Below are 25,362 nucleotides of genomic sequence, written 5' to 3'. Positions count from 1 at the left end.
AGCCCAGCCGACCGCCGCTCTGCGGTTGTGAGACTGTGCGCTGTTTCACAGCAGTCACGCTTCAGACTACGCCCGACATGCCCCATGGCAAGGTCCACGACGCGGCAGTGTCGGTAGCCTGACCACGTGTCCACTATCGGTCAGCTTTTCGCCGCGACGGTCGCCTCCGATCCGGCAAAACCGCTTCTCACCTGGTACGACGACGCGACGGGCGAGCGTACCGAGCTCTCCGGCGCGACCCTGGCCAACTGGGTGGCCAAGACGGCGAACCTGCTCGTCGACGGGTGCGGCCTCGGTCCCGGGAGTGTCGCGTCGATCTCGCTGCCGCCGCACTGGCAGACCGCCTCGATCATGCTGGCCTGCTGGACGGCCGGCCTGGCCGTGTCGCACAGCGCGGACGTGCCGGCCGACGTCGCCTTCGTCGAGCCCGAGGCCGCCCCGGCCGCGCCCGACACGTACGCGGTGAGCCTTCACCCGTTCGCGCTACCGCTGCGCGGGCTCCCGCCGGGCGTGTCGGACTGGGTCAGCTCGGCCCGCGCCCACGGCGACTTCTACGGCGGTCCCGCCGCCGACCCGGGCGCGCCGTCACTGGTCGGCCTGCCGGGTGGCGGCGGTTCGATCACGCACGCCGAGCTGGCCGAGCGCTCACTGGCTCGGGCGAAGGAGCTGGAGATCGCCAAGGGCGATCGCGTGCTGATCGACATCGGGGCGCACCCACGCCCCCTGGACTGGCTGACCGCGCCGATCGCCGCCGGCGCGTCACTGGTCCTGTCCCACCGCACCGCCCCGGGCATCCTCGACTCCCGCGCCGCAACGGAACACGCCCGCCTCATCCCCTGATCAGAGCGTGGCCGGCGGTAATAAGGGCACCTTCTACAACGCATGGCGTTGTGAAGGCGCCCTTCCTTTCAGCGGGACTTGGCGAGGTGTTCGAAGGCGAGGAGGGACTCGGGGTTGGCCAGGGCGCCCTTGGCGGCGGCCGACTCGACCGGGGTGCCGGTGAGGATGCGCTTGACCGGGACTTCGAGCTTCTTGCCGGACAGGGTGCGCGGCACCGCCGCGACCTGGTGGATCACGTCGGGGATGTGCCGGGGCGACAGGGCCGTACGCAGCTCGCGCGCGATCTTCGACTTGAGCGCGTCGTCCAGCTCAAGGCCGGGTTGCAGCACCACGAACAGGAGCAGCTCGCCCGCGCCGCCCTCGTCGTCCTCCAGGTGCACGACGACCGAGTCGGCGACCTCGCTCATGCCCTCGACGACGGAGTAGAACTCGGCGGTGCCGAGGCGTACGCCGCCGCGGTTCAGGGTCGCGTCGGAGCGGCCGGTGATCACGCAGGTGCCGCGCTCGGTCACGGTGATCCAGTCGCCGTGCCGCCAGACGCCCGGGAACACGTCGAAGTACGCCTCGCGATAGCGGAAGCCGTCGTCGTCGCCCCAGAAGCCGACCGGCATGCTCGGCATCGGCGCGCTGATGACCAGCTCGCCGAGCGCGTTGTCGAGCGGCTTGCCGGCCGGGTCGTACGCCTCGACCTTCGCGCCGAGGGCGCGGGCCGAGATCTCGCCCGGGTAGACCGGGTTGAGCGGGGTGCCGCCGACGAAGCCGGTGCACACGTCGGTGCCGCCGGACAGCGAGATCAGCAGCAGGTCGGGCTTGACGTTCTCGTACACCCACACGTAGCCCTCGGGCGGCAGCGGCGCGCCCGTCGAGCCCAGGCCGCGCAGCTTCGACAGGTCCGCGATCTCCCGCGGCACGATGCCCTCCTTGCGGCAGGCCAGCAGGTACGGCGCGGAGGTGCCGAAGTAGGTCATGCCCGCCTGCTCGGCCAGCCGCCACAGCGCGCCCAGGTCGGGGGCGGCCGGGTTGCCGTCGAACAGCACGATCGCCGCGCCGACTGCCGGGCCGGAGACCAGGTAGTTCCACATCATCCAGCCGGTGGTGGAGAACCAGAAGTAGCGGTCGCCCGGCCCCAGGTCGTGGTGCAGGGCGAGCATCTTCAGGTGCTCCAGCAGGATGCCGCCGTGGCCGTGCACGATCGGCTTGGGCAGGCCGGTGGTGCCGGAGGAGTAGAGGACGTACAGCGGCTGGGCGAACGGGACCGGCGTGAACTCCAGCGGCTCGTCGGTGTCGGCGGCCAGCTCGCCGAGACCCACCACCCCCTGGGTGTACGGCAGCAGCACGGTGTGCGCCAGCGACGGCAGCGCCGCCTGGATGGCCGAGACCTCGCCCTGCCGGTCGATGAGCTTCTCGCCGTACCTATAGCCGTCGACGGCGACCAGGACCTTCGGGGAGATCTGCTGCCAGCGGTCGGTGACGCTGCGGGTGCCGAACTCGGGCGCGCACGACGAGAAGATCGCGCCGAGGCTCGCCGTGGCCAGCATCAGCACCACGGTCTCCGGGATGTTCGGCAGGTACGCCGCCACCCGGTCGCCCTCGCCGACGCCGAGCCGGCGCAGCCCGGCCCGTGCCCGGCGGACCTGCTCGCGCAGCTGCGCGGCGGTCAGGATGACCGGTTCGCGGGTCTGCGAGTAGCCGAGCACCACCGGCTCGTCGTCGCCGATGCCCGGCATGCGCAGCACGTGCTCGGCGTAGTTCAGCGTCGCGCCGGGGAACCACTCCGCGCCCGGCATGGTGGCGTCGGGCAACACACCCGTCGGCTGGTCATGGGGGATGATGTCGAAGTAGTCCCAGATCGAGGACCAGAAACCGGCCAGGTCGGTGGTGCTCCAGCGCCAGAGTTCGTCGTACGAGGCGAAGGTGAGTCCGCGCTCGCGCTCCAGCCAGCCCAGGTAGTCGCCGATGCGGGAGTGCTGCCTGATGTCGGCCGGTGGGGTCCACAGCGCTTCGGTCATCATGATCCTCTCCCGCGATACCTCGTCGTACCCGCTGCTGGCATCCTGCCGCATGGCACGACGGATCATTCTCCGACCTGGCACGCGGTGCCCGCGCTGGGTCGGGGCACATCGCGGCCCAGCCGGGAGTGGGCCGGGCCGACACCCCGTCAGGCGCCGTCGGCGCGGTGGCGGTCGATGGCCTGGCGGCGGGCGAGGCGGTGCTCGCGGCGGATCTCGGCCTCGTGCCAGCGGCGCACGTCGTCGGGGCTCTCCGGAACGACCTGCGGCACGTGCCGGGGGTTGCCGTCGGCGTCGACCCCGACGAACACCAGGTACGCCGTGGCGACGTTGACGGGCTCGCGGTCGGCCTCGTTCCAGCGTTCGGCGAACACCGTCACGCCGATCTCCAGCGAGGTCTTGCCGGTCCAGTTCACCTGCGCCTTGGCGTGCACCAGGTCGCCGACCTTGACCGGCACCATCAGCGTGATCTCGTCGATGGCGACGGTCACCGCGTTGAACCCGCAGTGCCGGGCCGCGGCGGCGCCCGCCGCGTCGTCCACGAACTTCATGATCACGCCACCGTGCACGGTGCCGTAGAGGTTGACGTCCTGGTTCGTCATGATGCGGCTCAGCGTGACCCGCGAGAACGCGGTCGGTCGGCCGGGCGGTGGAGTGTCGATCACGCCGTTCACCGTACGCCCCTCCTCCGAACGGTTGACGAACGGCAGGATTTCCGTAAGGTAGCGCCACATGCGTCATGTATGGAGCCTTCTCGCCGGAATTGTGATCACGCCCCTGGCCTGGTTCGCCGTCGCCTACGGACAGGCCGTCATGTTCGACGCCGCGCAGGTCGGCGGCACCCGTCCGCTGTGGCTGGGGCTGGCGCTGTTCGCCGCCGTCGGCCTGCTGCTCGGCCTGATCGGAAGCCTGCGGGTGTCGCCCGCGGGACCGCTGTTCGTGGCCGCGGGTTACCTCGGCACGACCGGGTTGCTCATCGCCCGGCCCGAGACCGCCAAGCAGGCACTTCCCGACCTGGTGCAGGTCGGCGGCACCCTGGTCGTCCCGCTCAGCCCCGTGTCCACCGGCGTGCTGGGGCTGATCGGCGCGATGCTGCTGATCGCCGTGGCGAGCCTGCAGCGCTGGCGCGGCTGGCCGCGCCCGGACGCAGCCGAGCAGACCTGGCCGGAGATGCTCGCCCCGACCGCGGCCGACCGTGACGAGAACACCCTGGCAGACCGGGACACCTTCAACGGCTTCGCGGACTTGCGGACCCCGGCAGCGGCGAGCGGCGTCGATGCGCCATCCTGGAGCGCGCCAACCAAGGTCTGACCCCGGAGGCATGGATGCGCCACATTGGATCGTTTCTGCTCGCGCTCGTGTTCGCCCCAGCGATCTTTCTGCTGACCGGCACCGGGCTCAGCGCCTTCCAGACCATGTGGGTCAACGGCGGAGCACCGTCCGCGGTCGTCGACGCCGCCGTCGCCGCGGGCGCTCTGCTGCTGGCGAGCGCCCTCTACGCGATCCTCACCATGGTGCGGCTGTCGCCGGTCGGCCCGTTCCTGGCCGGCCTGGGCATGCTGGGCATGAGCGTGTGGGCGGCAGGCTGGCAGCAGTCCTATACCGACACGTTCGCGATGCTCGACGTGCACATGGGCGGCGCGGTCGGCCAGTCCGGCCTCGGCCTGGTGCTGTCGCTGCCGCTGCTGGCCACGGTGGTCAGCCCGCGCCGCTGGCGCAAGCACGAGCGGCTGGCCGACGAGACCGTGGCGCTGGCGGCGTATCCGCTGCAGCAGGGCCGCCCGGCCGTGCCCGCGGACCAGACCCGGGCCTTCACCAGCGTGCCCGGCGAGACCGGGTACACCGGGCTGCCGGACGTGCCGCCGCCGTCGCTGCACTACCCGCGCGCCACGCCGCAGGGCGTCCCGACGGTGAACGTGCCACCCGCGCCTGCCGCACCGGTCACCCCGCCCGCGCCCGCGAAGGCGGCTCCGGTCAAGACTCCCAAGGCTCCCAAGGCCACGCCGCCCGCCGAGGCCCCACCGCTGCCGCGCCGCACTCCCTCCGCCGAGTCGGCCGTCGCCGCGGCCGCGGCCACCCCGCCGACGCCCCCGGCTCAGGCCGTGACCCAGCCGACGCCGCCGGCCGCTCCTCCCGTTCCGCCGCAGCGTTCGGCCCCGTCGCAGGCGGCCACGCCGCCGGCCACGCAGAGCCCGGCTCCGCCGCCGCTGCCGGAGGAGTCGACGGTGATGCTGACCCCGCCCGCCGACCAGCAGACCATCAAGCTGGAGAAGGACTGACCGACCCCGACGGGCCCACGACCTAGGTCGTGGGCCCGTTGTCGTACGTCAGGCCGGCAGCGTCGCCAGGGCGCGGAAGATGCGCTTGTCGGAGACCGGGTACGGGGTGCCCAGGGACTGGGCGAAGTAGCTGACCCGCAGCTCCTCGATCATCCAGCGGACCTCGGCCAGGGTGTCCCAGCCGGGCGCGCCGGGCCGGATCGAGGCCCGCGCGTCGGTGTACTCCTGCTGCACGTCCTCGATCAGCAGCAGCCGCTCCCGGTCGCGCTGCGGGGACTCGGGCAGCTTGGCCAGCCGCTGCTCGATCGCGCGCAGGTAGCGCACCAGGTCGGGCAGCCGGCGCAGCCCGGTGGCGGCCACGAATCCGGGGTAGACCAGCCCGGTGAGCTGGGCCCGGATGTCGGCCACCGACCGGACCAGCAGCACATTGGTGATCGACTTGAGCTGCCGGTCGATGTCGTACGCCAGCGACAGGATCGGCTCCAGCTGCTGCAGGATGGCGTACATCGTGTCGGGCATGTCGGCCCGCGCCTTGCCGACCAGGGCGGCGAACGCGTCGGCGTCCCAGGCCGGGCCGCCCGCCTCGATGATGACCTTGTCGACGGCGGTGGTGACGACGTCCTCCAGCAGCTTCGCGACGCTGCCGTGTGGGTTGCGGCTCAGCGCCAGCTTCGCCTGGTTGGTCAGCCGCCCCTGGAGCGACTTGAGCGGCGGCGGGGCGCCGAGCAGCACCAGCCGCCGGGTGCCGCGCCACATCGCGGTCCACTGCTCGCCGGGGCTGTCGAACACGCCGACGCCCACGCTGTCGCCCTCGTCGACGAGTGCCGGGTAGCCCTTGACGGCGTAACCGCCACGCTGCCGTTCCACGACCTTCGCCAGCGGCCCGATGGTCCAGGCCCGCAGCCCGTGCTGCTCCATGTCGTCGGCCGCCGCGGCGACCGCGGCCTGCGCCTTGTCTCGCAGCCTGCGCTTGAGTTCGGCCAGGTCCTTGCCTTCGGCGAGCGTCTTGCCCTGCTCGTCCTCGACCCGGAAGGTCATCCGCAGGTGGTCGGGGATCTTGTCCGGCTCCCAGGCCTCGCGGGCCACCACCACACCCGTCATCGCGCGCAGCTGGCGTTCCAGCAGGGCGAGCAGCGGCTGCCCGTCGGGCTTCTGCCCGGCGAGCGCCTCCTTGACGTAGTCGGGCACGGGCACGAAGTTGCGCCGGATCGCCTTGGGCAGCGAGCGCACCAGCGCGACGGCCAGCTCCTCGCGTACGCCGGGGATCTGCCAGTCGAAGCCGGCCGGGGTGATCTGGTTGAGCAGCGGCAGCGGGATGTGCACGGTCACGCCGTCGGCGTTCGCGCCGGGCTCGAACTGGTAGGTCAGCGGCAGGTCGAACTCGCCCTGCCGCCACACGTCCGGGTAGTCGTCCTCGTCCACTCCGCCCGCGGCCTCGTTGACCAGCATCGACTTCTCGAAGCTGAGCAGGTCGGGGGTCTGGTGGCGGGCCTTCTTCCACCAGCTGTCGAAGTGGCGGCCGGAGACGACGTCGGCGGGCAGCCGCTCATCGTAGAAGTCGAACAGGGTGCCGTCGTCGACCAGGATGTCGCGGCGGCGTACCCGGTGCTCCAGCTCCTCCACCTCGGCGAGCAGGTCGCGGTTGGCGTGGAAGAACTCGTGGTGGGTCTCCCAGTCGCCGTCGACCAGCGCGTGCCGGATGAACAGCTCCCGGGACAGCGCCGGGTCGATGCGCCCGAAGTTGACCTTGCGTTTGGCGACGATGGGGATGCCGTAGAGCGTGACCTTCTCGTACGCCAGCACCGCGGCCTGCTTCTTCTCCCAGTGCGGCTCGCTGTACTGGCGCTTGACCAGGTGCTCGGCCAGGCTCTCGGCCCACTCGGGCTCGATCTTCGCGGCGATGCGGCCCCACAGCCGCGACGTCTCGACCAGCTCAGCGGCCATGACCCATTTGGGGGCCTTCTTGAACAGCGACGAGCCGGGGAACAGCGAGAACCGGGCGTTGCGGGCGCCGATGAAGTCGCGCTTCTCCGGGTCGTGCATGCCGATGTGCGACAGCAGGCCGGACAGCAGCGACTGGTGCATACGCTGTGGGTCGGCGGGCACCGTGTTCAGCGTGAAGCCCATGCCCTTGACCACCTGGCGCAGTTGCGACTCCAGGTCCTGCCACTCGCGGATGCGCAGGTAGTGCAGGAAGTCGGTCTTGCACGTGCGCCGGAACTGGTTCGAGGACAGCTCCTGCTGCTGCTCTTTGATCCAGTTCCACAGGTTGAGGAACGCGGTGAAGTCGCTGTCCTTGTCGGCGAACCGGGCGTGCTTCTCCCCCGCGGCCTGCTGCTTGTCGGCGGGGCGCTCACGCGGGTCCTGGATGGACAGCGCCGCCGTGATGATCAGCACCTCGCGCAGGCAGCCGTTGCGGTCGGCTTCCAGGACCATGCGGCCCAGGCGGGGGTCGACCGGCAGTTGCGCCAGCTTGCGGCCGAGCGGGGTCAGCTTGCCGGGCTCGCCGCGCACGGGGGCTTCCAGCGCGCCCAGCTCGTGCAGCAGGTCCAGGCCGTCGGCGATGTTGCGGCGGTCCGGCGGGTCGATGAACGGGAACGCGGCGATGTCGCCGAGGCCCAGCGAGATCATCTGCAGGATGACCGAGGCCAGGTTGGTACGCAGGATCTCCGGCTCGGTGAACTCCGGCCGCCCGATGAAGTCCGCCTCGTCGTACAGCCGGATCGCGATGCCGTCCGAGGTGCGCCCGCAGCGGCCCTTGCGCTGGTTGGCCGAGGCCTGCGAGACCGCCTCGATGGGCAGCCGCTGCACCTTGAGCCGGTTGCTGTACCGGGAGATGCGGGCCGTGCCCGGGTCGACCACGTACTTGATGCCCGGCACGGTCAGCGACGTCTCGGCGACGTTCGTGGCGAGCACGATGCGCCGCCCGGTGTGCGGTTGGAAGACCTTGTGCTGCTCGGCGGTGGACAGCCGGGCGTACAGCGGCAGGATCTCGGTGTGCCGCAGGTTGCGCTTGCGCAGCATGTCGGCGGTGTCGCGGATCTCCCGCTCGCCGCTGAGGAACACCAGCACGTCGCCCGGGGCCTCGCCGGCCAGCTCGTCGACGGCGTCGGAGATGGCCTGGATCTGGTCGCGCTCGTCGTCGTTGTCGTCCTCGTCGCCCTCGACGACGAGCGGGCGGTAGCGGACCTCGACCGGGTACGTGCGGCCGGAGACCTCGACGATCGGGGCGGGCTTCGGCTCTCCGCCGACTACGGCGGTGGCGAAGTGGGCCGCGAAGCGCTCCGGGTCGATGGTCGCCGAGGTGATGATCACCTTGAGGTCGGGGCGCTTCGGGAGCAGCTGCTTGAGGTAGCCGAGGATGAAGTCGATGTTGAGGCTGCGCTCGTGCGCCTCGTCGATGATCAGCGTGTCGTACATGGCGAGCGAGCGGTCGTGCTGGATCTCGGCCAGCAGGATGCCGTCGGTCATCAGCTTGATCATCGTCTGGTCGCCGACGTGGTCGGTGAACCGGACCTTCCACCCGACGACGCCACCCAGCGGGGTCTGCAGCTCCTCGGCGATGCGCTCGGCGACCGTACGGGCGGCCAGCCGGCGCGGCTGGGTATGGCCGATCAGCCCGCGTACGCCGCGGCCCAGTTCGAGGCAGATCTTCGGGATCTGGGTGGTCTTGCCGGAGCCCGTCTCACCCGCGACGATCACGACCTGGTGGTCGCGGATCGCGTCGGCGATGTCGTCGCGCTTCTGGCTGACCGGCAGCTCGTCGGGGTAGGTGACCGCGGGCACCCCGGCGGCCCGCAGGGCGAGCTTCTCCTCGGCGGTGCCGACGGCCGAGGTGATCTGCGCCATAGCGGCGTCCAGCGCGTCGCCCGGCTTCATCCGGCGTACGCCGTCGAGGCGCCTGCCGAGCCTGCGGCGATCCTGCGCCATCAGCTCGTCGACGCGTTTACGCAGCTCGGAGAGCTGGCTGGGGTTACGGGGCGGCCTGTTGCGGAGCGGCGCGGACTCGGACTGCGATGTCATGACGGGCCCCAGGATATGCCGCCGACCTCCCCTGCCGACCAGCGGTTTTCGCGCCGGGCGGCCAGCCGCCCCCGATGATCATCCGACTTGCCGGGCACCTGGGCGTATCTTGACCGGGCTTTCGCGCAGGTGCCGGGCAAATCCGACGATCTTGCGGGCGTGGCCGGCGTCCCCGCCGCAGGGCGCCGGCCACGAGGTGCGCTACTTCAGGACCGGGTTCAGCGCGTTGATGAGCGCGTTGTCGTCGGAGTCCTGGCTGAGCTCCCAGGCCATCGCGCCGCGCAGGCCGAGCAGCTTGATCAGCGCGGTGCGCTCGGCGAGCGACTTCGGATCGGTGTACACGATCGTGGTCGGCGCGGTGACGGTGCCGGTGGCGAGCACGTGGTCCGCCGCCGGGTTCCACAGGTACGGCTCCCCCGCGAAGGGGTTCCACTTGCGGGTCCAGCCGTTGCTCGCGGTGCCCGAGGGGCTCAGGACGCCCGACACGTCGACCAGGTCGTGGTACGACGGCTGCGGCTTGGAGTCCCAGACCAGCGAGTCGGGGTTCATGCCGGTGTTGTCGAACGCCTGGTAGAGCCCGTCGGCGTTGCGGATGTACTGCACGCCGTAGAAGGGCACGCCGACGACGATCTTGTTGGCGGGCACCCCCTGGGCGAGGTAGTAGCCCACCGTGCCGACGGTGTTCCAGGTCCAGTCGTCGGCGTTCGGGTCGCGCGGGTCCCGGGTGAACAGGGTGCTCGGGCCCGCCACGGAGCCGCCGGGCACGTTGTAGTCGTAGGTCATGATGTTGACCCAGTCCATGTACTTCGAGAACTCGCGCAGCTCGTAGTACTTGGTGGAGCTCTTTGCCGCGGGCAGCGCCGCGGTCAGCAGGTAGTGCTTGCCGTCGGCCTTGCCCTGCAGGTCGAGCTGGCGGCGGAACTCCTTGGCCAGCAGCGTCGCGTTGTGCCGGTCCTCCGGGCCGTAGTCGACGTTGCTGTCGGCCTTGGCCGTCGGGTACTCCCAGTCCAGGTCGATGCCGTCGAAGATGCCCTTCGCGACGCCGATGCCGCCCGCGTCCTCGGGCCAGCCGCCGGTCGGCAGGTTGCCCTTGATGAACGTGTCGATGCAGGCCGTGACGAACGCCTGGCGGCGCTCGGGGGTCTTCGCGACGCTGGAGAACCAGGTCGACTTCGTCCAGCCGCCGAGCGAGATCTCGATCTTCAGGTGCGGGTTGGCGGCCTTGAGCTTGCGCAGCTGGTTGAAGTTGCCGTAGACGTTCTGGCCCGGGTAGGTGTCGGCGACACCGTCCACGGTGTTCTCCGGCCCCCAGTAGACCTGCTGGTAGTCGGCCCACGGGTCGAGCACGTCGCAGCCGACGGCTCCGGTGGCCTGGTTGAACGTCGGCACACCGAAGGCGTACTGGATGACGTTCAGCTTGTCGGCGGGGATGTCCTTGACGAAGTAACCCCGCCCGTAGACGGACCAGTTGGTGAAGTAGGCGGAGATCACCTTCTTCGGCGCGTCCGGCTTGGGTGCGCCGCCGGCGGAGGCCGGCGCGGCCAGGAAGCCGGCGCCCAGGGCCAGGGCGACCGCCCCGGCGATGCCCGGGCGGAGCAGAGTTCTGAGCATATGCACTCCCATCGTTCGTCAATGCGAACTTTCACGCGGGAGCGCGTTTCAGTCAAGAGACCTAACAGTTAGATTTCCTAAGTGCGGCAAGGGATCCGACTCCTCGTCGGGTTCCTCCAGCGGCCGCCGCTGACGCGTACGGGCCCGGCTCTCGGCTTCGGCCAGCGAGTCCTCGCCGACGAAGTACGCCGGCCGGGCCTGGACGCCCTGGTAGATCCGGCCCACGTACTCCCCCAGCAGGCCGAGGCAGATGAGCTGGCAGGCGCCGAGGAACAGCACCACCAGGGAGAGGGAGGTCCAACCGGGCACGACCGTGCCCTGGAAGTACGCCACGAGCACCTTCGCCGCGGCGACGACACAGGCCAGCGCGCCGAACACGCCCAGCCAGATGCCCAGCCGCAGCGGGGCCGCGGTGAAGCTGATGATGCTGTCGACGGTCAGGTTGACCATCTTGCCGAGCGGGTACTTGCTGCTGCCCGCCGCCCGCTTCTCCCTGGTGTAGACCACCTGCCCGCTGGGGAAACCCAGCCACGGCACCAGCAGGCGATAGACCGGCGCCTGCTCGGGCAGCTCGCGCAGCGCGTCCACCATGGCCCGGCTGAGCAGCCGGAAGTCACCCGCGCCGAGCGGCATCCGGTTGCCGACGATGCGGCGCATCAGCCGGTAGTAGAGGTTCGCCGTGCCGCGTTTGAACAGGGTGTCGCTGGCCCGGTCGCCGCGCACGCCGTAGACGATGTCCAGCTCCTGCGACTGCGCGAGGTGCAGCATCTCGGTGATGGTCTCGGGCGGGTCCTGCAGGTCGGCGTCGATGGTGACCACGTAGTCGCCATGCGAGCGGTGCAGGCCGGCCGTGAGCGCGGCCTGGTGTCCGCTGTTGCGGCGCAGCCGGACCAGCCGCAGCTCGGGCCACTTCGCCCGGATCAGGGTCACGATGGCGGCCGTGGCGTCGCGGCTGCCGTCATCGACGGCGACGACTTCGTAGGTCTGGCCCAGCCCGTCGAGCACCGGCCGCAACCGGCTCACGAGCAGGGGCAGGACCGCCTCCTCGTTGTACATCGGGATGACGACGGACAGTCTCGGCACGGCCATGCGGACACGATAGCCATCGAAGTGCCTTGACCCCGCGCGTTCTCAGATGGAGAAATCCGGGTTGTTTCTGATCACCGAGAAGGTCGCGCCCTGCGGGTCCTTGAGGATGGCGAACCGCCCGGCGGCCGAGTCCTCGGGCGGCATGACCTTGGTCGCGCCCAGTTCCAGGGCTTTGGCGTAAGCCGCGTCGCAGTCGTCGACGGCGAAGTAGACCGACCAGTGCGACGGCATCGGGCCCCACGCGGCGTCGATCGGCAGCGCGCCCGCCACCGGCCGCCCTTCGGCCTCCAGCAGTGTGTACGTCATGCCCTCGGCCATCGACACGTCGCGCATGCCCACCCCGAAGACCTCCCGGTAGAACACCTTGGCGGCGTCGACGTCGGAGGTCATCAGCTCGTTCCAGGTGACGCTGCCCGGCTCGTTCGCCAGCTCGAACCCGGCGAACGCCAACGGCTGCCACACGGAGAAGAACGCGCCCTCGGGGTCGGTGAAGACCGCCATCCGCCCCTGGCCCATCACGTCCATCGGCGGCACGACGACGGTGCCGCCGTGCTCGGCGACCTTCGCCATGATGTCCTCGGCGTCGTTCGCGGCGAAGTAGGTGGTCCACGCGCTGCCCCGGGCCACGTCGGTGGCGGGGCCGAGCCCGGCGACCTGCTTGCCGTCCTTGCGGAACATCCGGTAACCGCCGGCGTCGGGGCCGAGGTCTTCGTCGGTCCAGCCGAACAGCCGCCCGTAGAAGGCCACCGAGCCCTCGACGTCCGTGCTGCCCAGATCGACCCAGCTCGGGGTGCCCTGCTCATAGGTTGCCGCCATGCCGACATCCTTACTCCGCGCGCGCGGGAAGACCCCGGCATCGCCGAAATTCCGCCCGAAGCGCACAGGTTTGGTGCCGGGCCCAGTGGTTACAGATCAAGGCAGCGGCGGTGGACTTCGGCAACCGGCAGCCCACCCGAGGCCGCTCCTGAAAGACTGGCCACGGCGTGCCGCGCACCCATCGGGGCGGCATCTTTGCTGGTCATGAGCCTGTGCCCGCAACTGCCGGCGCGGCCGGAACGAGAGGAACTCCGATGCCCACCAAGTCGCCCGCCAAGTCCGCCGCGACCCGCGGCAGCCAGCCCATGCTGCATCAGAAGGGAATGCAGATCCAGGAGTTCGGCACCGTACGCCAGCTCCCGGTGGGCCTGTCCCACGACGCCCGGATGTACTCGTGCGAACGGCTCAACCAGTGCCTCGCCGACTCGCAGATCCTCTACAGCCTCTACAAGAAGCACCACTGGCTGATGCGCGGCCCGACGTTCTACCAGCTGCACCTGCTACTCGACAAGCACGCGGGCGAGCAGCTGGAACTCATCGACACGATCGCCGAGCGGGTGCAGACCCTGGGCGGCGTGGCGATCGGCGACCCGCGCCACGTCGCGGAGATCACCGTCATCCCGCGCCCGCCGGACGGCGTCGAGGAGGTGCCCGCGATGATCTCCCGCCTGCTGGAGGCGCACGAGGCGATCCTGATCGCCGCGCACGACGCCGCGAAACGCGCCGACGAGATGGGCGACGACGGCACCAACGACCTGCTCGTCTCGGACGTCATCCGCACCGGCGAACTGCAGGCCTGGTTCCTCGCCGAGCACCTGGTGGACACCCCGCTCGTGGAATCCTGACCGCCTTCCAAGATCGCTCGACTTGCCAGGCACATGGGCGAATAAGTGCTCAAGATATGCACAGGTGCCTGGCAAGTCCGGCGATCATGCGGCGGGTCAGGTCGCGATGTAGGTGGTCGCGGGGCCCAGGTCGGGTTGCTCGCGCACCTCGATGACGGGGTGCGCGGGCTCGGCGTCGAGTTCCAGGACGATGATCTCGTTGTCGCCCTCGCGCAGCAGCGGCCAGGGGACGTACAGGGTGACCTGCGGACCGCGCTCCCAGTAGCGGCCCAGGTTGAAGCCGTTGACCCAGACGTAGCCCTTGTGCCAGCCGGGCAGCGCGAGGAACGCGTCGCGCACCTCGTCGACGTGCAGCACTCCGCGGTGGAACACCGGCCCGGCCGCGCCGGTCTCGCGGCCCCACGGCAGCACCGACAGGTCGTCGAGCGGCACCGGGTCGATCTCGTACCCGTGCACGAGCTGCTGGCCGTGGAAGACCCCGCCGACAAGGCCCTTGCGCTCGCCCACCAGCGGGCCGTAGTTGACCCGGCCCATCGCCTCGACGACGAGCGTCACCGCCGCCGCGTCGTCGGCGATCTCCAGCGGCAGCGCGACGGGTCCGTTGCGGTCGAGCACGCCGGCGGGCGAGCCGTCGACCAGCACCAGCGCCCGGTCGTGCAGGCCCTTGACGCGCAGCTGATAGCCGGTCCGCGGCCCGGGGACGCGGGTGCGGTAGACGGCCAGCCCGTACGCCTGGCCGAGTTCCTCCAGCGTCTTCGGGACGGCGCTGTGCACGGTGCCGGTGGACAGCACGTCCAGGCAGTCCAGCAGCGAAATGCGTTCGGTCAGCTCGACCCGGCCCGCAGGCAGCGTCTTGGGCTGCTCCGACGGCGGATCGGGCAACTCCACCCCGCGCCCGAGCACCTCCCGGAACGCCCAGTACTTCGGTGTCAGCGCCCCGTGCTCGCTCAGCGGGGCGTCGTAGTCGTAGGACGTCACGTCGGGCAGGTACACGTCGTCGAGGTGCTCGCCGACCGCGTTGGCCCCGGCCAGGAAGCCGAAATTGGTGCCGCCGTGGGCCATGTAGAGGTTGACCGACGCGCCCGCGTCCACCATCTCGGCCAGCGTGGCCGCCGCCTCCGCCGCGGGCCGCACGTGGTGGTCCTTGCCGTGGTGGTCGAACCAGCCGTTCCAGTACTCCATGCAGAAGGACGGCCAGCGGCGCAGCGCGGCCATCTCGGCGAGACGCTCCGCCGGGCGGCTGCCGAAGTTGGCGGTGGCGTAGACGTCGTCGAGGGTGCCGCCGGTGACCATCAGGTCGGTCGGGCCGTCGGAGGTGAACAGCGGCACCTCGATGCCCCGGGCGCGCAGACCGTCGGCGAGGTGGCGCAGGTAGCGCCGGTCCGAGCCGTACGAGCCGTACTCGTTCTCGACCTGCACCATCAGCACGTTGCCGCCCCGGGTCACCTGGTGCTCGACCAGGTGCGGGACGAGCCGGTCGAAGAACCGGTCGACCGGCTCCAGGAACCGCGGGTCGTGGCAGCGCAATGGGATCTCCTCGGCGGCCCGCAGCCAGGCGGGCAGCCCCCCGTTGTCCCACTCCGCGCAGATGTACGGCCCCGGCCGCACGATGGCGTACAGCCCCGCCTCAGCCGCCTCGGCCAGGAAGCGCCCCAGGTCGATCCGGCCGCCGAAGTCGAACTCGCCCGGCCGGGGCTCGTGCAGGTTCCACGGCACGTAGGTCTCGATCGTGTTCAGACCCATCGCGCGCAGCTTGCGCAGCCGGTCGCCCCACTGCTCGGGCAGCACCCGGAAGTAGTGGATCGCCCCGGAGAGCACCTGGAACGGCTTTCCATCGAGCTCGACGGCGTCCGGCGTGACACTGAAGACTGGCATGGCCGGGGAGTCTAGACCAAGGGAAAGCGTTTTCACCAGTATCGGTCATAGAACATCAAATAGCTTGGCAGTTTACTCAGTAATCGGTTTCCGCAGCGATCCTGTCGAGCAGGCGGATCGCCTCGTCGGCGGCGGCCGCGTCGACCAGGATCTGGTAGCGGTCGGCCTGCATCGCCGACACCGAGGAGAAGTCGCGGCGGCCACCGGTGAGCGCGTGCCCGGCCAGGCCGAACAGGCCGCCCGCGACCGCGCCGAACCCCGCGCCGTACAGCACGAGCAGCAGCAGCGAGATCAGCGGCGTGACCCAGTTGAAGAAGCCGAAGAGCCAGGCGAACAGCATGCCCAGCAGGGCTCCGCTGACCGCGCCGTTCGCCGCCGCGCGCCACATCGTCATCCGCCCGGTGACCTGCTCGACCAGACTGAGCCCGCGGCCGGCGATCGCGGTGCGCTCGACCGGGAACCCGTTGTCCGACAGGTGGTCGACGGCCCGCTCCGCCTCGGCGTAGGTGTCGTAGGTCGCGACGACGACCTGCCCCGCGGCGCGGCTGTCCGCGGCCCATTCGGTCTGTGTCATGGGAACCTTCCTCTGCACGGCTGACGTTGCCAGGCGGGTACCCGTCGTGCGGCCTCGTCAACCGTCACCGTCCGCCCTGGACGTTTCGCCCTCAGCGGACGGCCGGCCGGGTGCCGGGGGCGAAGCGGAACTGCATAGCCTCCATCAGCGAGCGGCGGCGGGTGTTGTGGAAGGCGGCGACCCGCCAGCCGTCGGGTTCGCGTACCAGCGTGTAGGTCTGGATCTTCGTCGGCGCGGGGCGGCGGTCCCCTTTGTAGGTGTCGCCGCGGCCGACCACCACGGCGGTGTCCGAGCCGAGGAACGTGGTGGAGATCGTCTCCCCGGACAGCCGGGTGCCCTTGGTGAACGCCTGGAACAGGGCACGGTGGCTCTCGGTGATGTCCTCCCGCCCCCGGTACACGGTGCCGACGAAGGTCACGTAGCTGGCGTCGGCGGTGAAGGCGCGGCCGTACGCGTCGGCGTCGGCGTTCTCCCAGGCGTGCGCGATCGAGGCCAGCAACTGCTCGATCGCCGCCAGATCGGCGGTGCGGTCGGGGTGGTTCACGTGTTCCTCCCTGGTCGGCCGGGGCCTAGCATGGTCTCCGGATATGCAGAAGTTGCATCTATGCAATATCTGCACTCATGCAGAGATTAGCGCAGAGGGAGCCGTCACGCCATGTCCGCCGCCACACCGCCCACCGGAATGCCGCCGGGAGCGCACGAGACGTTCCGGCGCTACCTCGACGCGATGACCGCGCACGCCCAGGCCGCGGCCGACGCGGCGGGCATGCACCCGACCGACTGGGCCGCGCTGAGCACGCTCAACCTCGCCGGCCGGCTGACCTCGGGCGAGCTGGCCGAGCGCACCGGCCTCACCACGGGCGCGACCACCCGGCTCATCGACCGGCTGGAGCGGGCCGGGCACGTGCGCCGCGTCGCCGACCCCGCCGACCGGCGGCGGGTGCTGGTCGAACCGGTGCCCAAGCTCGACGTGGACACCATCGTCGGCCCGGCCCGGCAACGTCTCGGCGAGGTGTTCCAGGGATACCGGCCGGAGGAGCTGGCCGTGCTGTTCGACTACTTCGGGCGGGCCGCAGACGCGCTGCTGGCGGCCACCCGCGAGGTCCGCGCCGGCACCGCGGGCCGCACCCGCCCGGCCGGCCCGAAGCCCTGAGGCACCCACACGAAGCCGGGACGCGGCAGGTCCGTGCCGTTCACCCGGCCGCCGGGCCGCGGTCCGCGAACTCGTACGTGGTGGTGAGGTTCTCGGGCAGGTCGGGGACCAGGGCATTGGTGCCGTCGACGACCTGGACGTAGCGCCGGCCCTGGAACAGCGACCAGGTCCCGTCGGCGACCTGCTCGATCTTGAACAACTGCGTCTGCGCGGCGGGATCGCACGCCCGGCCGCGCACGCTGCCCGGCGCGGCGTCGTGCACGACGGTCATGCAGAGGCGGCCACCGGCCTGCGGCGCGGCCAGCTCGATCCGGTACCGGTCCCCCTCGGGGCGCAGCACCCAGCGCGCTCTGTCGTCGACACCCTGCTCGGTGGTGGCGCGCACCCGGTCGTCGTCCGGGCCGATCGCCAGCACGGCATCGTGCATACCGGGCACGACGATCATGACCTGCCGACGGCCGCCGAGGATCTCCTGCGGTCCCACCGAAGTGGTCACGGACGGGGCAGCCGACGACGGCGCACCGGCCACCGGCGGCTCGGCACTCTCGCGCGCCTGCAGCAGGGCCGTGGCGGCGGCCACGGCGAGCACGACCAGCCCCGCGCCGGTGACCGCCGAACGGCGGCGGCGGCGACGGTCGGCGCGCTCCCGCAGCATCCGGGCAGCGGGGAGTTTCGCGGCCCGCTGGGCCCCCTCGGCGATCCCGGTGAGGTCGTCGTGCAGCTCAGCCATGGGAGGCCTCCTCCTGGTGCGCCTCGTCCAGCAGCCCGGCCATGGCCCTGCGGCCACGCGCCAGGTAGGTCTTGACGGTCCCGACCGGCTTGCCCATCTCCGCGGCCACGTCGGCGACGCTGAGATCGTTCAGATGGTGCAGCACCACGGCCCGGCGCTCGTTGACGCCCAGCCGCTGCAGCGCCTGCAGCAGCGCGACGTGGTCCTCGGTGAGGCCGGGCACGCTGTGGTCGACGGCCGCCCTGCGGTGGGCGCGCACCCGGTTGAAGGCCTTGCGCCAGCTGCTCACCGCGATCCGGGTGGCGACCCGGCGCACCCACGCCTCCGGGCTGTCCGCGTCCCGGACCTCGGGCCAGTGCTGCCAGGCCCGGGTGAACGCCTCGGCGACCGCGTCCTCCGCCTCGGTGCGGTTGCCGGTCAGCGTGTAGACGTGACCCACCACCCGTCCCGCACAGGCGGCGTAGAAGGCGTCGAAGTCCTCGGCGTCACTCGGCCGGCCCGTGCCCCCGAAGCTTCGTTCCGCGGTCACCAGCCGAATGGAACCTCGGCCGGATTGCCGAACGCCCGCCCAGGGCCCGCTTTGTGAGCACCGTCACGCCCGGCCGGTCAACCGGCCACCGGGACCGGACGTCATCGTGCGGTCCCGGGAGACACCCGGCGGCGGAGAGGACGATGTGCGACGACGGCAACGACACGCACTGACAGCCGGGGCGCTCGCGACCGCGCTGGTCGCGGCGGCACTGACGGCTCAACCCGCGAACGCGGTGACCGCGGTGGGCCCGACGGCCCCGCCCGCGGCGCAGCGTCCGACGGCCGGGAGCGCCGCCCCGGCCGTCTTCACGCTCATCACCGGGGACCGGGTCACCCTGCACACGGACGGCGCCGTGGGCATCGAGCGCGGGCCGGGCCGCACCGGCATGCGGTTCGTGAGCAGCCACGAGGACGGCCACCGGCACGTCGTGCCGGCCGACGCGATGCCGCTGCTGCGCGACGGACGGCTCGACCGGCGGCTGTTCGACCTGACCGCGCTCGGCGGGTTCGGCTACGACGACCGGGCCGCCGAGCTGCCGCTGCTGGTCGCCTACCCGCAGGACGCGTCCGCGCGGGCGCGGGCGGCCGTCGTCGACGGTGCCGCGCGGGTGCGGGCGGACCTGCCCGCCGCCGACGTGCTCGCCGTGCGGGCGAGCCGGAACGACCGGGCAGACCTCTGGTCGTCGCTGACCCGCGGCACCGCCTCGCGGCGCACGCTCACGGCCGGGGTCACGAGCATCTGGCTGGACGGCAAGCGCCGGATCTCGCTCGACCGCAGCGTGCGTCAGATCGGCGCGCCGTCGGCCTGGCAGGCCGGATTCGACGGTACGGGTGTCACGGTCGGTGTGCTCGACACCGGCATCGACGCCGCCCACCCCGACTTCGCCGGGCAGCTCGCCGCGGTCCGGGACTTCACCGGCGGCGACGACCCGACCGACAACGTCGGGCACGGCACCCACGTCGCCTCGACCATCGCGGGCACCGGGGCCGCCTCCGGCGGGACGTACCGGGGCGTCGCGCCCGGCGCGAAACTGGTCGTCGGCAAGGTCTGCGCCACCGACTTCTGCCAGGACTCCGACGTCATCGCGGGCATGGAGTGGGCCGCGGCGCAGGCGAAGGTGGTCAACCTGAGCCTCGGCGACACCGACCGGCCCGGCCTCGACCCGCTGGAGACCGCGGTCCAGGACCTGAGCCGGCGGTACGGCACCCTGTTCGTCGTCGCCGCGGGCAACGAGGGCAAGCCGAAGTCGATCTCGTCACCGTCCACCGTGGACGAGGCGCTCTCCGTCGGCGCGGTCGACGCCGACGACCAGCGGGCGTACTTCTCCAGCCGGGGCCCCCGCCTCGGCGACAACCACATCAAGCCCGACCTCAGCGCGCCCGGCGTCGACATCGTCGCGGCCGCCCCCGGCGGCGGCTACCAGCCCATGGCGGGCACCTCGATGGCGACCCCGCACGTCGCGGGCTCGGCGGCGATCCTCGCCGGGCAGCACCCGGACTGGGCCGGCCCGCAGCTCAAGGCCGCGCTGATGAACGCCACCAAGCCCGGCGGCGAGGACAGCCTGTACGAGGTCGGCGCGGGACGGCTCGACATCGGCCGCGCCGTCGCGCAGCCGGTCGCCGCCGAGGTCGGCTCCATCGACTTCCCGGTCCAGCGCTGGCCGCACGCCGACGACACGCCGTTCAACCAGGTCATCTGGTATCGCAACACGAGCCCCGCGCCGGTCACGCTGTCGCTGTCGGTCGCTCCCGCCCCCGCGGGCATGCTGACCGTCAGCCCGGCCACCCTGGTCGTGCCCGCGGGCGGCCGCGCTTCGGCGACGGTCACCGTGGACACCCGCGTCGACGCGCCCGACGGCGTCTATCAGGGCACCGTCACCGCGACCGGGGCCGGGGACCTGCGGGTACGCGTCCCGTTCGCGCTCAACCGGGAGATCGAGAGCTACGACGTCCAGTTGCCCCACACCGGGCGGGACGGCAAGCCGGCCACGGACTACGAGACCGTGGCGGCGAACCTGGCCACCGGCGAGTTCACCACCCTGTCCTCGGTGGCGGGCGGCGGCACCATGCGGCTGCCCAAGGGCCGATACGCGCTGTACAGCACCATCCACGACGGCAGCGTGTCCACGCTGCTCGTGCAGCCCCTGCTGGACGTGCGCGGTCCGGTCACCGAGGCGCTCGACGCGCGTACCGCAAAGCCGGTCGCGCTGACCGTGCCGCAGCGCGACGCCGCCCCGACGGCGATCAACATCAGCGCCAACTGGGACGACGGCCTGCGCTACCCCGGCGTGCAGCTCAACGGGACGTCGTTCCCGGATGTGTTCTTCGGCCGGATCGGGCCCGCCGTCGCGGCACCCGAATTCGCCGTGACGCTCGGTATCGGGCTCGCCCGTCCCGGCAAGGACGGGACCTTCCGCAACAGCCCGTACACGTACGACCTCGCGTACGTGCGCAAGGGTGACATGTTCACCGGCCTCGCCAGGAAGCTGTCCCCGGCCAACCTGGCCACCGTCAAGGCGGTCTACCACAGCCAGTCGGCGACGGCCACCGCGGTGCGCTTCCACCGCGCGGCCGCCATCGGCGGACCCGGGCCGATCGGCTCCAACACCGCGATCGACCTGCCGTTCCGCGCCACCGAGTACTACAACACCGACGGCGGGCTGATCTGGACGACGACGTTCGTCGAGGGCCCGAACTCCACCACCCAGGAGTCGATCTACGAGCCGGGCAAGGCGTACACCCAGAACTGGAACGCGGGGCCGTACGGGCCGACGGTGCTCGGGGCGCCGGAGTGGTCGGCGACGGGCTACGCGGGCCGGGACGGTGACGTGATCACGGTCCAGCCGGCCATGTTCGCCGACGCGGACGGCCGGCCGGTCGGGCGTGACGACCTGCAGGTGAAGATGCGGCTGTCGCGCAACGGCAAGGAGATCGGCACCGCCGAGGGCTCGTACGCCGAGTTCGTGGTGCCCGCCGCGAAGGCCGCGTACCGGCTGGAGGCGACCGTCACCCGCGGCGCGCCGGACACCCTGTCCACCTCGGTCACGGTCGTCTGGACCTTCACCTCGGCGCACACCTCCGCGCCGGAGCGGTTCCCGCTGACCACAGCCCGGCTCGTGCCGGCGCTCGACGACACCAACACCGCGCGAGCGGGCCGCATCCTGGCCGTCCCGGTGGTGCTGGACCGGCATCTGGCCACGGCGTCCGCGTCCTGCCGCGAGCTCGGCGTCGAGGCGTCGTTCGACGACGGCCGGACGTGGGTCAAGCAGCGCGTGCTCTGGGGAACGGCGTTCGTCAGCCACCCGAAGCGGCCCGGCTTCGTGTCGCTGCGCGTGAAGGCCACCGACCAGGCGGGCAACACGGTGACACAGACGATCGTGCGCGCGTACCGCATCGCCTGACGCACAACGGACAGGGCCCGACGGTCATCCGTCGGGCCCTGTCCGTGTCCGCAACCCAACAACGTGTCCGTACGCAGCAGTACTGGCAAGCCGGTAGCTTCGCCATCGGTCCTCGATCGGAGGATCGATACCGCGCCCCTCCGAGGAGGATGAGCTGGATGAGCAGCACCTATGGCTACGACCGGGACGGCTTCCTCACCGAGTTCTTCCCCGATCAGGCCGACCGCGCAGAAGTCGAGGCCGGGGCCGAACACCTGGTCAATGTCAGCCGCGCCGACCTTTGCGCCGAGGTCCCAGAACAACCCGGCCCGTCCCAGGTATCGCGGCCCTGACGAAGCCGTCGGCAATCCGACGTCCGGATCGCGCCGCACGGCTCTCTTTCCGGCAACGACCTGGCGCACGGAGGCCACGGAAACGAGGAGGAACGGTGGGTACTGCACTGGCACCGGTCCGGCGGCGGCTCGGCGTCGCGCTGCTCGCGGCGGCGACCGTCCTGGCGGTGAGCGGCACGCCGGCAACAGCGGCGTCGGCAGGGGCCCTGGCAGCTTGCACCGCCGCAAACGGCCAGGACGCGGGCGTCGGCGACACCGGCTACATCGACAGCTGGACCCTCACCATCTGATCGAGCTCCGCAGGAGAGGGACGGGGTCAGATGACTCCCTTGAGGAGCTGGCGGGCCATGACGATGCGCTGGACCTGGTTGGTGCCCTCGTAGATCTGGGTGATCTTGGCGTCGCGCATCATGCGCTCCAGCGGGAAGTCCTTGGTGTAGCCGTAGCCGCCGAGCAGCTGGACCGCGTCGGTGGTGATCGCCATGGCCACGTCGGAGGCGAAGCACTTGGCGGCCGCGCCGAAGTAGGTCAGGTCGGCGTCGCCGCGCTCGGAGCGGGCCGCGGCGGAGTAGGTCAGCTCGCGGGCCGCGGTGAGCTTCATGCCCATGTCGGCGAGCATGAACTGCACGCCCTGGAAGTCCGCGATCGGCTTGCCGAACTGGCGGCGCTCCTTGACGTAGTCCAGGGCCGCGTCCAGCGCGCCCTGCGCGATGCCGAGCGCCTGCGCGGCGATGGTGACGCGGGTGTGGTCGAGCGTGCGCATGGCGGTGGCGAAGCCGGTTCCGGGCTCGCCGATCATCCGGTCGGCGGGGATGCGCACGTTGTCGAGGTACACCTCGCGGGTGGGCGAGCCCTTGATGCCGAGCTTCTTCTCCGGCGCGCCGAAGCTCACGCCCGGGTCGGACTTCTCGACGACGAACGCGGAGATGCCCTTGGCGCCGATGCCGGGCTCGGTGACGGCGAAGACGGTGTAGTACTCGCTGACGCCGGCGTTGGTGATCCAGCGCTTCACGCCGTTGAGAATATAGTGATCTTCGTCACGAACTGCCCGGGTTGTCATGGCAGCCGCGTCGCTGCCCGCTTCGGGCTCGGAGAGGCAGTACGAGAACATGCCCTCGCCGGAGGCGACCTTGGGCAGGTAACGCTGCTTGAGCTCGGCGGACCCGGCCAGCAGCACCGGCATCGTGCCCAGTTTGTTCACGGCCGGGATGAGCGAGGACGAGGCGCACGCGCGGGCGACCTCCTCGATGACGATCGCGGTGGCGAGCGCGTCCGCGCCCGCGCCGCCGTACTCCTCGGGGATGTGCGGGGCGTGGAAGTCCGAGGCGCGCAGCGCATCGAAGCTGGCCTGCGGGAACTCGCTCGTTTCGTCCGCAACGGCCGCGTTCGGGGCGACCTTGGCGTCGCACACCTCACGCACGGCTTCGCGGATCGCCACGTGCTCCTCGGAGAGCTGGTACAGCGTGAACACCCGAGACCTCCTCAGAACCGGCTAGCAGATGGGGCGTACCGGTCGGTAGCTTAACGCTCGATCAGCCAAGGTCGTCCAGCGCCTGCCGGTAAACTTTCTTTGGGGTGGTCGAGGGCGTAGGCTCTTCAACTGCTCAAACCTGATACCCCACCCCCCTTGCGGATCAAGGAGACGAAGCGTGACGCTCCCGTACGCGAGCCAGCCTGCCCCGGTGACCCCGCCGTCAGGCGCCGCCCGGCCCCGACTGACCTTCATCGGCACCGGTTACCTGGGAGCCACCTACGCCATCTGCTACGCCGAACTCGGCTACGAGGTCATCGGCTTCGACGTGGACGTCGACAAGATCGAGAAGCTGGGCAAGGGCGAGGTGCCCTTCCACGAGCCCGGTCTCGACGAGATGCTGCGCCGCAACCTGGCCGCGGGCCGGCTGCGCTTCACCACGTCGTACCAGGAGACCGCCGACTTCGGTGACGTCCACTTCATCTGCGTGGGCACCCCGCAGCGCGCCAGCGGCCTGGGCGCCGACCTGACCTACGTCGAGGCGTCGGTCAGCAACCTGGCCCAGCACCTGAGCCGCAAGGCCCTGATCGTCGGCAAGTCCACCGTGCCGGTGGGCACCGCCGAGTGGGTCGAGCAGCTGGTCGCCAAGCACGCCCGCCCGGAGCTGGCCGTCGAGGTCGCCTGGAGCCCCGAGTTCCTGCAGGAGGGCTTCGCCGTCGACGACGTCATGCGGCCCAACCGCATCGTGGTGGCGACGAAGACCGAGTGGTCGAACTCACTGCTGCACGCCGCCCACAAGGGCGTCTTCGACCTGGCCGCCACCGAGGACCGCGAGGTGCCGGTGGTCTCCACCGACTTCGCCACCGCCGAGCTGGTCAAGGTCGCCGCGAACTCGTTCCTGGCCACCAAGATCTCCTTCATCAACGCGATGGCCGAGGTCTGCGAGGTCGCCGGCGGCGACATCACGCAGCTGGCCCGCGCGCTCGGCTACGACCCGCGCATCGGCAACCGCTTCCTGCAGTCGGGTGTCGGCTTCGGCGGCGGCTGCCTGCCCAAGGACATCCGCGCGTTCCAGGCCCGTGCCCAGGAGCTGGGCGCCGGTGAGGCGCTGCGCTTCCTGCACGAGGTCGACCTGATCAACCTGCGCCGCCGCCAGCGGGTGCTGAACCTGGCCGCCGGCCTGCTCGGCCGCAAGTTCGGCCCGGCCGGCCCGGACCTGTCCGGCGCGCGCATCGCCGTGCTCGGCGCGACCTTCAAGCCCAACTCCGACGACGTACGCGACGCGCCCGCGCTCGCCGTGGCGGGCATGCTGTCCCGCGCCGGCGCCTCGGTGCACGTGTACGACCCGCAGGGCATGGAGAACGCGAAGCGGGCGCTGCCCGAGGTCGAGTACGCCAAGTCGATGGTCGAGGCCGTCACCGACGCCGACCTGGTCTGCGTGCTCACCGAGTGGGCCGAGTTCCGCAACGCCGACCCGGTGGCCCTCGGCGAGGTCGCCGCGAACAAGCTGATCGTCGACGGCCGCAACTGCCTCGACGCGACCGCCTGGAAGTCCGCGGGCTGGACGCTGCGCGCACTGGGCCGCCCGACGGTCTGACGCACTAAACGAAAGGGCCCGTCCGCACCGCGCGGACGGGCCCTTTCGTTTACGTGGGGTGCGGCGTGTCCCCGCGATCCACTTGCTGACTGAAATGGGGCTTTTCAAAGGTCACTCCTATTAGGCATGCTGCTGCTGAGTGGATCCATACGCCGCGTCGTCTCCGCTAGTGGCTCGTCCCGACGG

The 25,362-nt window shown here is 71.1% G+C and carries 21 protein-coding genes; 9 read left to right on the top strand and 12 right to left on the bottom strand.

Features of this window, described 5'->3' with window-relative positions; all coding sequences use genetic code 11:
• Positions 1–126: 126 nt before the first annotated feature.
• The gene (locus tag ACFQO7_RS12850; RefSeq protein WP_376806572.1) at positions 127–840 is read left to right on the top strand and encodes a TIGR03089 family protein; all 714 of its coding nucleotides are present in this window, start codon (positions 127–129) and stop codon (positions 838–840) included.
• Between the two features lie 68 nt (positions 841–908).
• Here the strand turns inward: ACFQO7_RS12850 and ACFQO7_RS12845 are convergent, their stop codons facing one another.
• Both ACFQO7_RS12845 and ACFQO7_RS12840 read right to left on the bottom strand, forming a co-directional pair.
• On the bottom strand, positions 909–2,849 hold the full coding sequence (locus ACFQO7_RS12845) for an acetoacetate--CoA ligase (protein WP_376806593.1): 1,941 nt from the start codon (positions 2,847–2,849) through the stop codon (positions 909–911).
• A gap of 149 nt (positions 2,850–2,998) precedes the next feature.
• Positions 2,999–3,451: an acyl-CoA thioesterase gene (locus ACFQO7_RS12840; protein WP_360522919.1), complete on the bottom strand. Its 453-nt coding sequence runs from the start codon at positions 3,449–3,451 to the stop codon at positions 2,999–3,001.
• A gap of 130 nt (positions 3,452–3,581) precedes the next feature.
• Between ACFQO7_RS12840 and ACFQO7_RS12835 the strand changes: the two genes are divergently transcribed.
• Complete coding sequence (locus ACFQO7_RS12835) at positions 3,582–4,160, top strand: hypothetical protein (RefSeq protein WP_376806571.1); 579 nt, start codon at positions 3,582–3,584, stop codon at positions 4,158–4,160.
• A 14-nt stretch (positions 4,161–4,174) separates the two neighbouring features.
• Positions 4,175–5,128, top strand: coding sequence for a hypothetical protein (locus ACFQO7_RS12830; protein WP_376806570.1), 954 nt, complete (start codon positions 4,175–4,177; stop codon positions 5,126–5,128).
• 48 nt (positions 5,129–5,176) lie between these two features.
• Here the strand turns inward: ACFQO7_RS12830 and hrpA are convergent, their stop codons facing one another.
• From hrpA to ACFQO7_RS12810, 4 genes are all read right to left on the bottom strand, one after another.
• Complete coding sequence (gene hrpA / locus ACFQO7_RS12825; protein WP_376806569.1) at positions 5,177–9,151, bottom strand: ATP-dependent RNA helicase HrpA; 3,975 nt, start codon at positions 9,149–9,151, stop codon at positions 5,177–5,179.
• Positions 9,152–9,352: 201 nt separating this feature from the next.
• On the bottom strand, positions 9,353–10,762 hold the full coding sequence (locus ACFQO7_RS12820; protein ID WP_376806568.1) for a glycoside hydrolase family 18 protein: 1,410 nt from the start codon (positions 10,760–10,762) through the stop codon (positions 9,353–9,355).
• Between the two features lie 48 nt (positions 10,763–10,810).
• On the bottom strand, positions 10,811–11,851 hold the full coding sequence (locus ACFQO7_RS12815; protein WP_376806567.1) for a glycosyltransferase family 2 protein: 1,041 nt from the start codon (positions 11,849–11,851) through the stop codon (positions 10,811–10,813).
• A gap of 42 nt (positions 11,852–11,893) precedes the next feature.
• Positions 11,894–12,667 (bottom strand): VOC family protein, encoded by a 774-nt coding sequence (locus tag ACFQO7_RS12810; RefSeq protein ID WP_376806566.1) that lies wholly within the window; start codon positions 12,665–12,667, stop codon positions 11,894–11,896.
• Positions 12,668–12,921: 254 nt separating this feature from the next.
• On the opposite strand from ACFQO7_RS12810, the gene ACFQO7_RS12805 reads away from it, so the two are divergent.
• A complete protein-coding gene (locus ACFQO7_RS12805) occupies positions 12,922–13,512 on the top strand; it encodes a Dps family protein (protein ID WP_376806565.1) in 591 nt (196 codons plus the stop codon).
• A 96-nt stretch (positions 13,513–13,608) separates the two neighbouring features.
• Here ACFQO7_RS12805 and ACFQO7_RS12800 read toward each other — a convergent pair whose 3' ends face one another.
• From ACFQO7_RS12800 to ACFQO7_RS12790, 3 genes are all read right to left on the bottom strand, one after another.
• Positions 13,609–15,387: a glycoside hydrolase family 35 protein gene (locus tag ACFQO7_RS12800; RefSeq protein WP_376806564.1), complete on the bottom strand. Its 1,779-nt coding sequence runs from the start codon at positions 15,385–15,387 to the stop codon at positions 13,609–13,611.
• Between the two features lie 76 nt (positions 15,388–15,463).
• The gene (locus ACFQO7_RS12795; RefSeq protein WP_376806563.1) at positions 15,464–15,961 is read right to left on the bottom strand and encodes a YflT domain-containing protein; all 498 of its coding nucleotides are present in this window, start codon (positions 15,959–15,961) and stop codon (positions 15,464–15,466) included.
• Between the two features lie 91 nt (positions 15,962–16,052).
• Positions 16,053–16,505, bottom strand: coding sequence for an SgcJ/EcaC family oxidoreductase (locus tag ACFQO7_RS12790; RefSeq protein WP_376806562.1), 453 nt, complete (start codon positions 16,503–16,505; stop codon positions 16,053–16,055).
• A 111-nt stretch (positions 16,506–16,616) separates the two neighbouring features.
• On the opposite strand from ACFQO7_RS12790, the gene ACFQO7_RS12785 reads away from it, so the two are divergent.
• On the top strand, positions 16,617–17,114 hold the full coding sequence (locus tag ACFQO7_RS12785; protein ID WP_376806561.1) for a MarR family winged helix-turn-helix transcriptional regulator: 498 nt from the start codon (positions 16,617–16,619) through the stop codon (positions 17,112–17,114).
• Between the two features lie 40 nt (positions 17,115–17,154).
• Here ACFQO7_RS12785 and ACFQO7_RS12780 read toward each other — a convergent pair whose 3' ends face one another.
• Together ACFQO7_RS12780 and ACFQO7_RS12775 are read right to left on the bottom strand one after the other, a co-directional pair.
• Positions 17,155–17,844 carry a hypothetical protein gene (locus ACFQO7_RS12780; protein ID WP_376806560.1) on the bottom strand — a complete coding sequence of 230 codons (690 nt, stop codon included), beginning with the start codon at positions 17,842–17,844 and terminating at the stop codon, positions 17,155–17,157.
• A complete protein-coding gene (locus ACFQO7_RS12775) occupies positions 17,837–18,373 on the bottom strand; it encodes a SigE family RNA polymerase sigma factor (protein ID WP_376806559.1) in 537 nt (178 codons plus the stop codon). The genes ACFQO7_RS12780 and ACFQO7_RS12775 overlap by 8 nt, the downstream gene beginning before the upstream one ends.
• A 145-nt stretch (positions 18,374–18,518) precedes the next feature.
• On the opposite strand from ACFQO7_RS12775, the gene ACFQO7_RS12770 reads away from it, so the two are divergent.
• The 3 genes from ACFQO7_RS12770 (at position 18,519) to ACFQO7_RS12760 (ending at position 22,398) form a co-directional block, all read left to right on the top strand.
• The gene (locus ACFQO7_RS12770) at positions 18,519–21,776 is read left to right on the top strand and encodes a S8 family peptidase (protein ID WP_376806558.1); all 3,258 of its coding nucleotides are present in this window, start codon (positions 18,519–18,521) and stop codon (positions 21,774–21,776) included.
• Positions 21,777–21,934: 158 nt separating this feature from the next.
• Positions 21,935–22,108, top strand: a complete 174-nt coding sequence (locus ACFQO7_RS12765; protein WP_376806557.1) for a hypothetical protein — start codon at positions 21,935–21,937, stop codon at positions 22,106–22,108.
• A gap of 95 nt (positions 22,109–22,203) precedes the next feature.
• Positions 22,204–22,398, top strand: a complete 195-nt coding sequence (locus ACFQO7_RS12760) for a hypothetical protein (protein WP_376806556.1) — start codon at positions 22,204–22,206, stop codon at positions 22,396–22,398.
• A gap of 26 nt (positions 22,399–22,424) precedes the next feature.
• Here the strand turns inward: ACFQO7_RS12760 and ACFQO7_RS12755 are convergent, their stop codons facing one another.
• The gene (locus ACFQO7_RS12755) at positions 22,425–23,579 is read right to left on the bottom strand and encodes an acyl-CoA dehydrogenase family protein (RefSeq protein WP_376806555.1); all 1,155 of its coding nucleotides are present in this window, start codon (positions 23,577–23,579) and stop codon (positions 22,425–22,427) included.
• 244 nt (positions 23,580–23,823) lie between these two features.
• Here ACFQO7_RS12755 and ACFQO7_RS12750 point away from each other — a divergent pair, with 244 nt between their 5' ends.
• Positions 23,824–25,176 carry a UDP-glucose dehydrogenase family protein gene (locus ACFQO7_RS12750; RefSeq protein ID WP_376806592.1) on the top strand — a complete coding sequence of 451 codons (1,353 nt, stop codon included), beginning with the start codon at positions 23,824–23,826 and terminating at the stop codon, positions 25,174–25,176.
• Positions 25,177–25,362: the final 186 nt, after the last annotated feature.

It is taken from the genome of Catellatospora aurea (assembly GCF_042663325.1).
In the GTDB taxonomy this organism is placed as follows: Bacteria; Actinomycetota; Actinomycetes; order Mycobacteriales; family Micromonosporaceae; genus Catellatospora; species Catellatospora aurea.
The sequence above is the reverse complement of the archived record's forward strand: the minus strand, read 5'-3'. Positions and strand labels throughout refer to the sequence as shown.

Excerpts from the sequence above, each read along its gene's own strand:
- ACFQO7_RS12845 (WP_376806593.1), bottom strand. The coding sequence starts at position 2,849 with ATGACCGAAGCGCTGTGGACCCCACCGGCCGACATCAGGCAGCACTCC.
- ACFQO7_RS12840 (WP_360522919.1), bottom strand. The coding sequence starts at position 3,451 with ATGACGAACCAGGACGTCAACCTCTACGGCACCGTGCACGGTGGCGTG.
- ACFQO7_RS12835 (WP_376806571.1), top strand. The coding sequence starts at position 3,582 with ATGCGTCATGTATGGAGCCTTCTCGCCGGAATTGTGATCACGCCCCTG.
- ACFQO7_RS12830 (WP_376806570.1), top strand. The coding sequence starts at position 4,175 with ATGCGCCACATTGGATCGTTTCTGCTCGCGCTCGTGTTCGCCCCAGCG.
- hrpA (WP_376806569.1), bottom strand. The coding sequence starts at position 9,151 with ATGACATCGCAGTCCGAGTCCGCGCCGCTCCGCAACAGGCCGCCCCGT.
- ACFQO7_RS12820 (WP_376806568.1), bottom strand. The coding sequence starts at position 10,762 with ATGCTCAGAACTCTGCTCCGCCCGGGCATCGCCGGGGCGGTCGCCCTG.
- ACFQO7_RS12815 (WP_376806567.1), bottom strand. The coding sequence starts at position 11,851 with ATGGCCGTGCCGAGACTGTCCGTCGTCATCCCGATGTACAACGAGGAG.
- ACFQO7_RS12810 (WP_376806566.1), bottom strand. The coding sequence starts at position 12,667 with ATGGCGGCAACCTATGAGCAGGGCACCCCGAGCTGGGTCGATCTGGGC.
- ACFQO7_RS12805 (WP_376806565.1), top strand. The coding sequence starts at position 12,922 with ATGCCCACCAAGTCGCCCGCCAAGTCCGCCGCGACCCGCGGCAGCCAG.
- ACFQO7_RS12800 (WP_376806564.1), bottom strand. The coding sequence starts at position 15,387 with ATGCCAGTCTTCAGTGTCACGCCGGACGCCGTCGAGCTCGATGGAAAG.
- ACFQO7_RS12795 (WP_376806563.1), bottom strand. The coding sequence starts at position 15,961 with ATGACACAGACCGAATGGGCCGCGGACAGCCGCGCCGCGGGGCAGGTC.
- ACFQO7_RS12785 (WP_376806561.1), top strand. The coding sequence starts at position 16,617 with ATGTCCGCCGCCACACCGCCCACCGGAATGCCGCCGGGAGCGCACGAG.
- ACFQO7_RS12780 (WP_376806560.1), bottom strand. The coding sequence starts at position 17,844 with ATGGCTGAGCTGCACGACGACCTCACCGGGATCGCCGAGGGGGCCCAG.
- ACFQO7_RS12765 (WP_376806557.1), top strand. The coding sequence starts at position 21,935 with ATGAGCAGCACCTATGGCTACGACCGGGACGGCTTCCTCACCGAGTTC.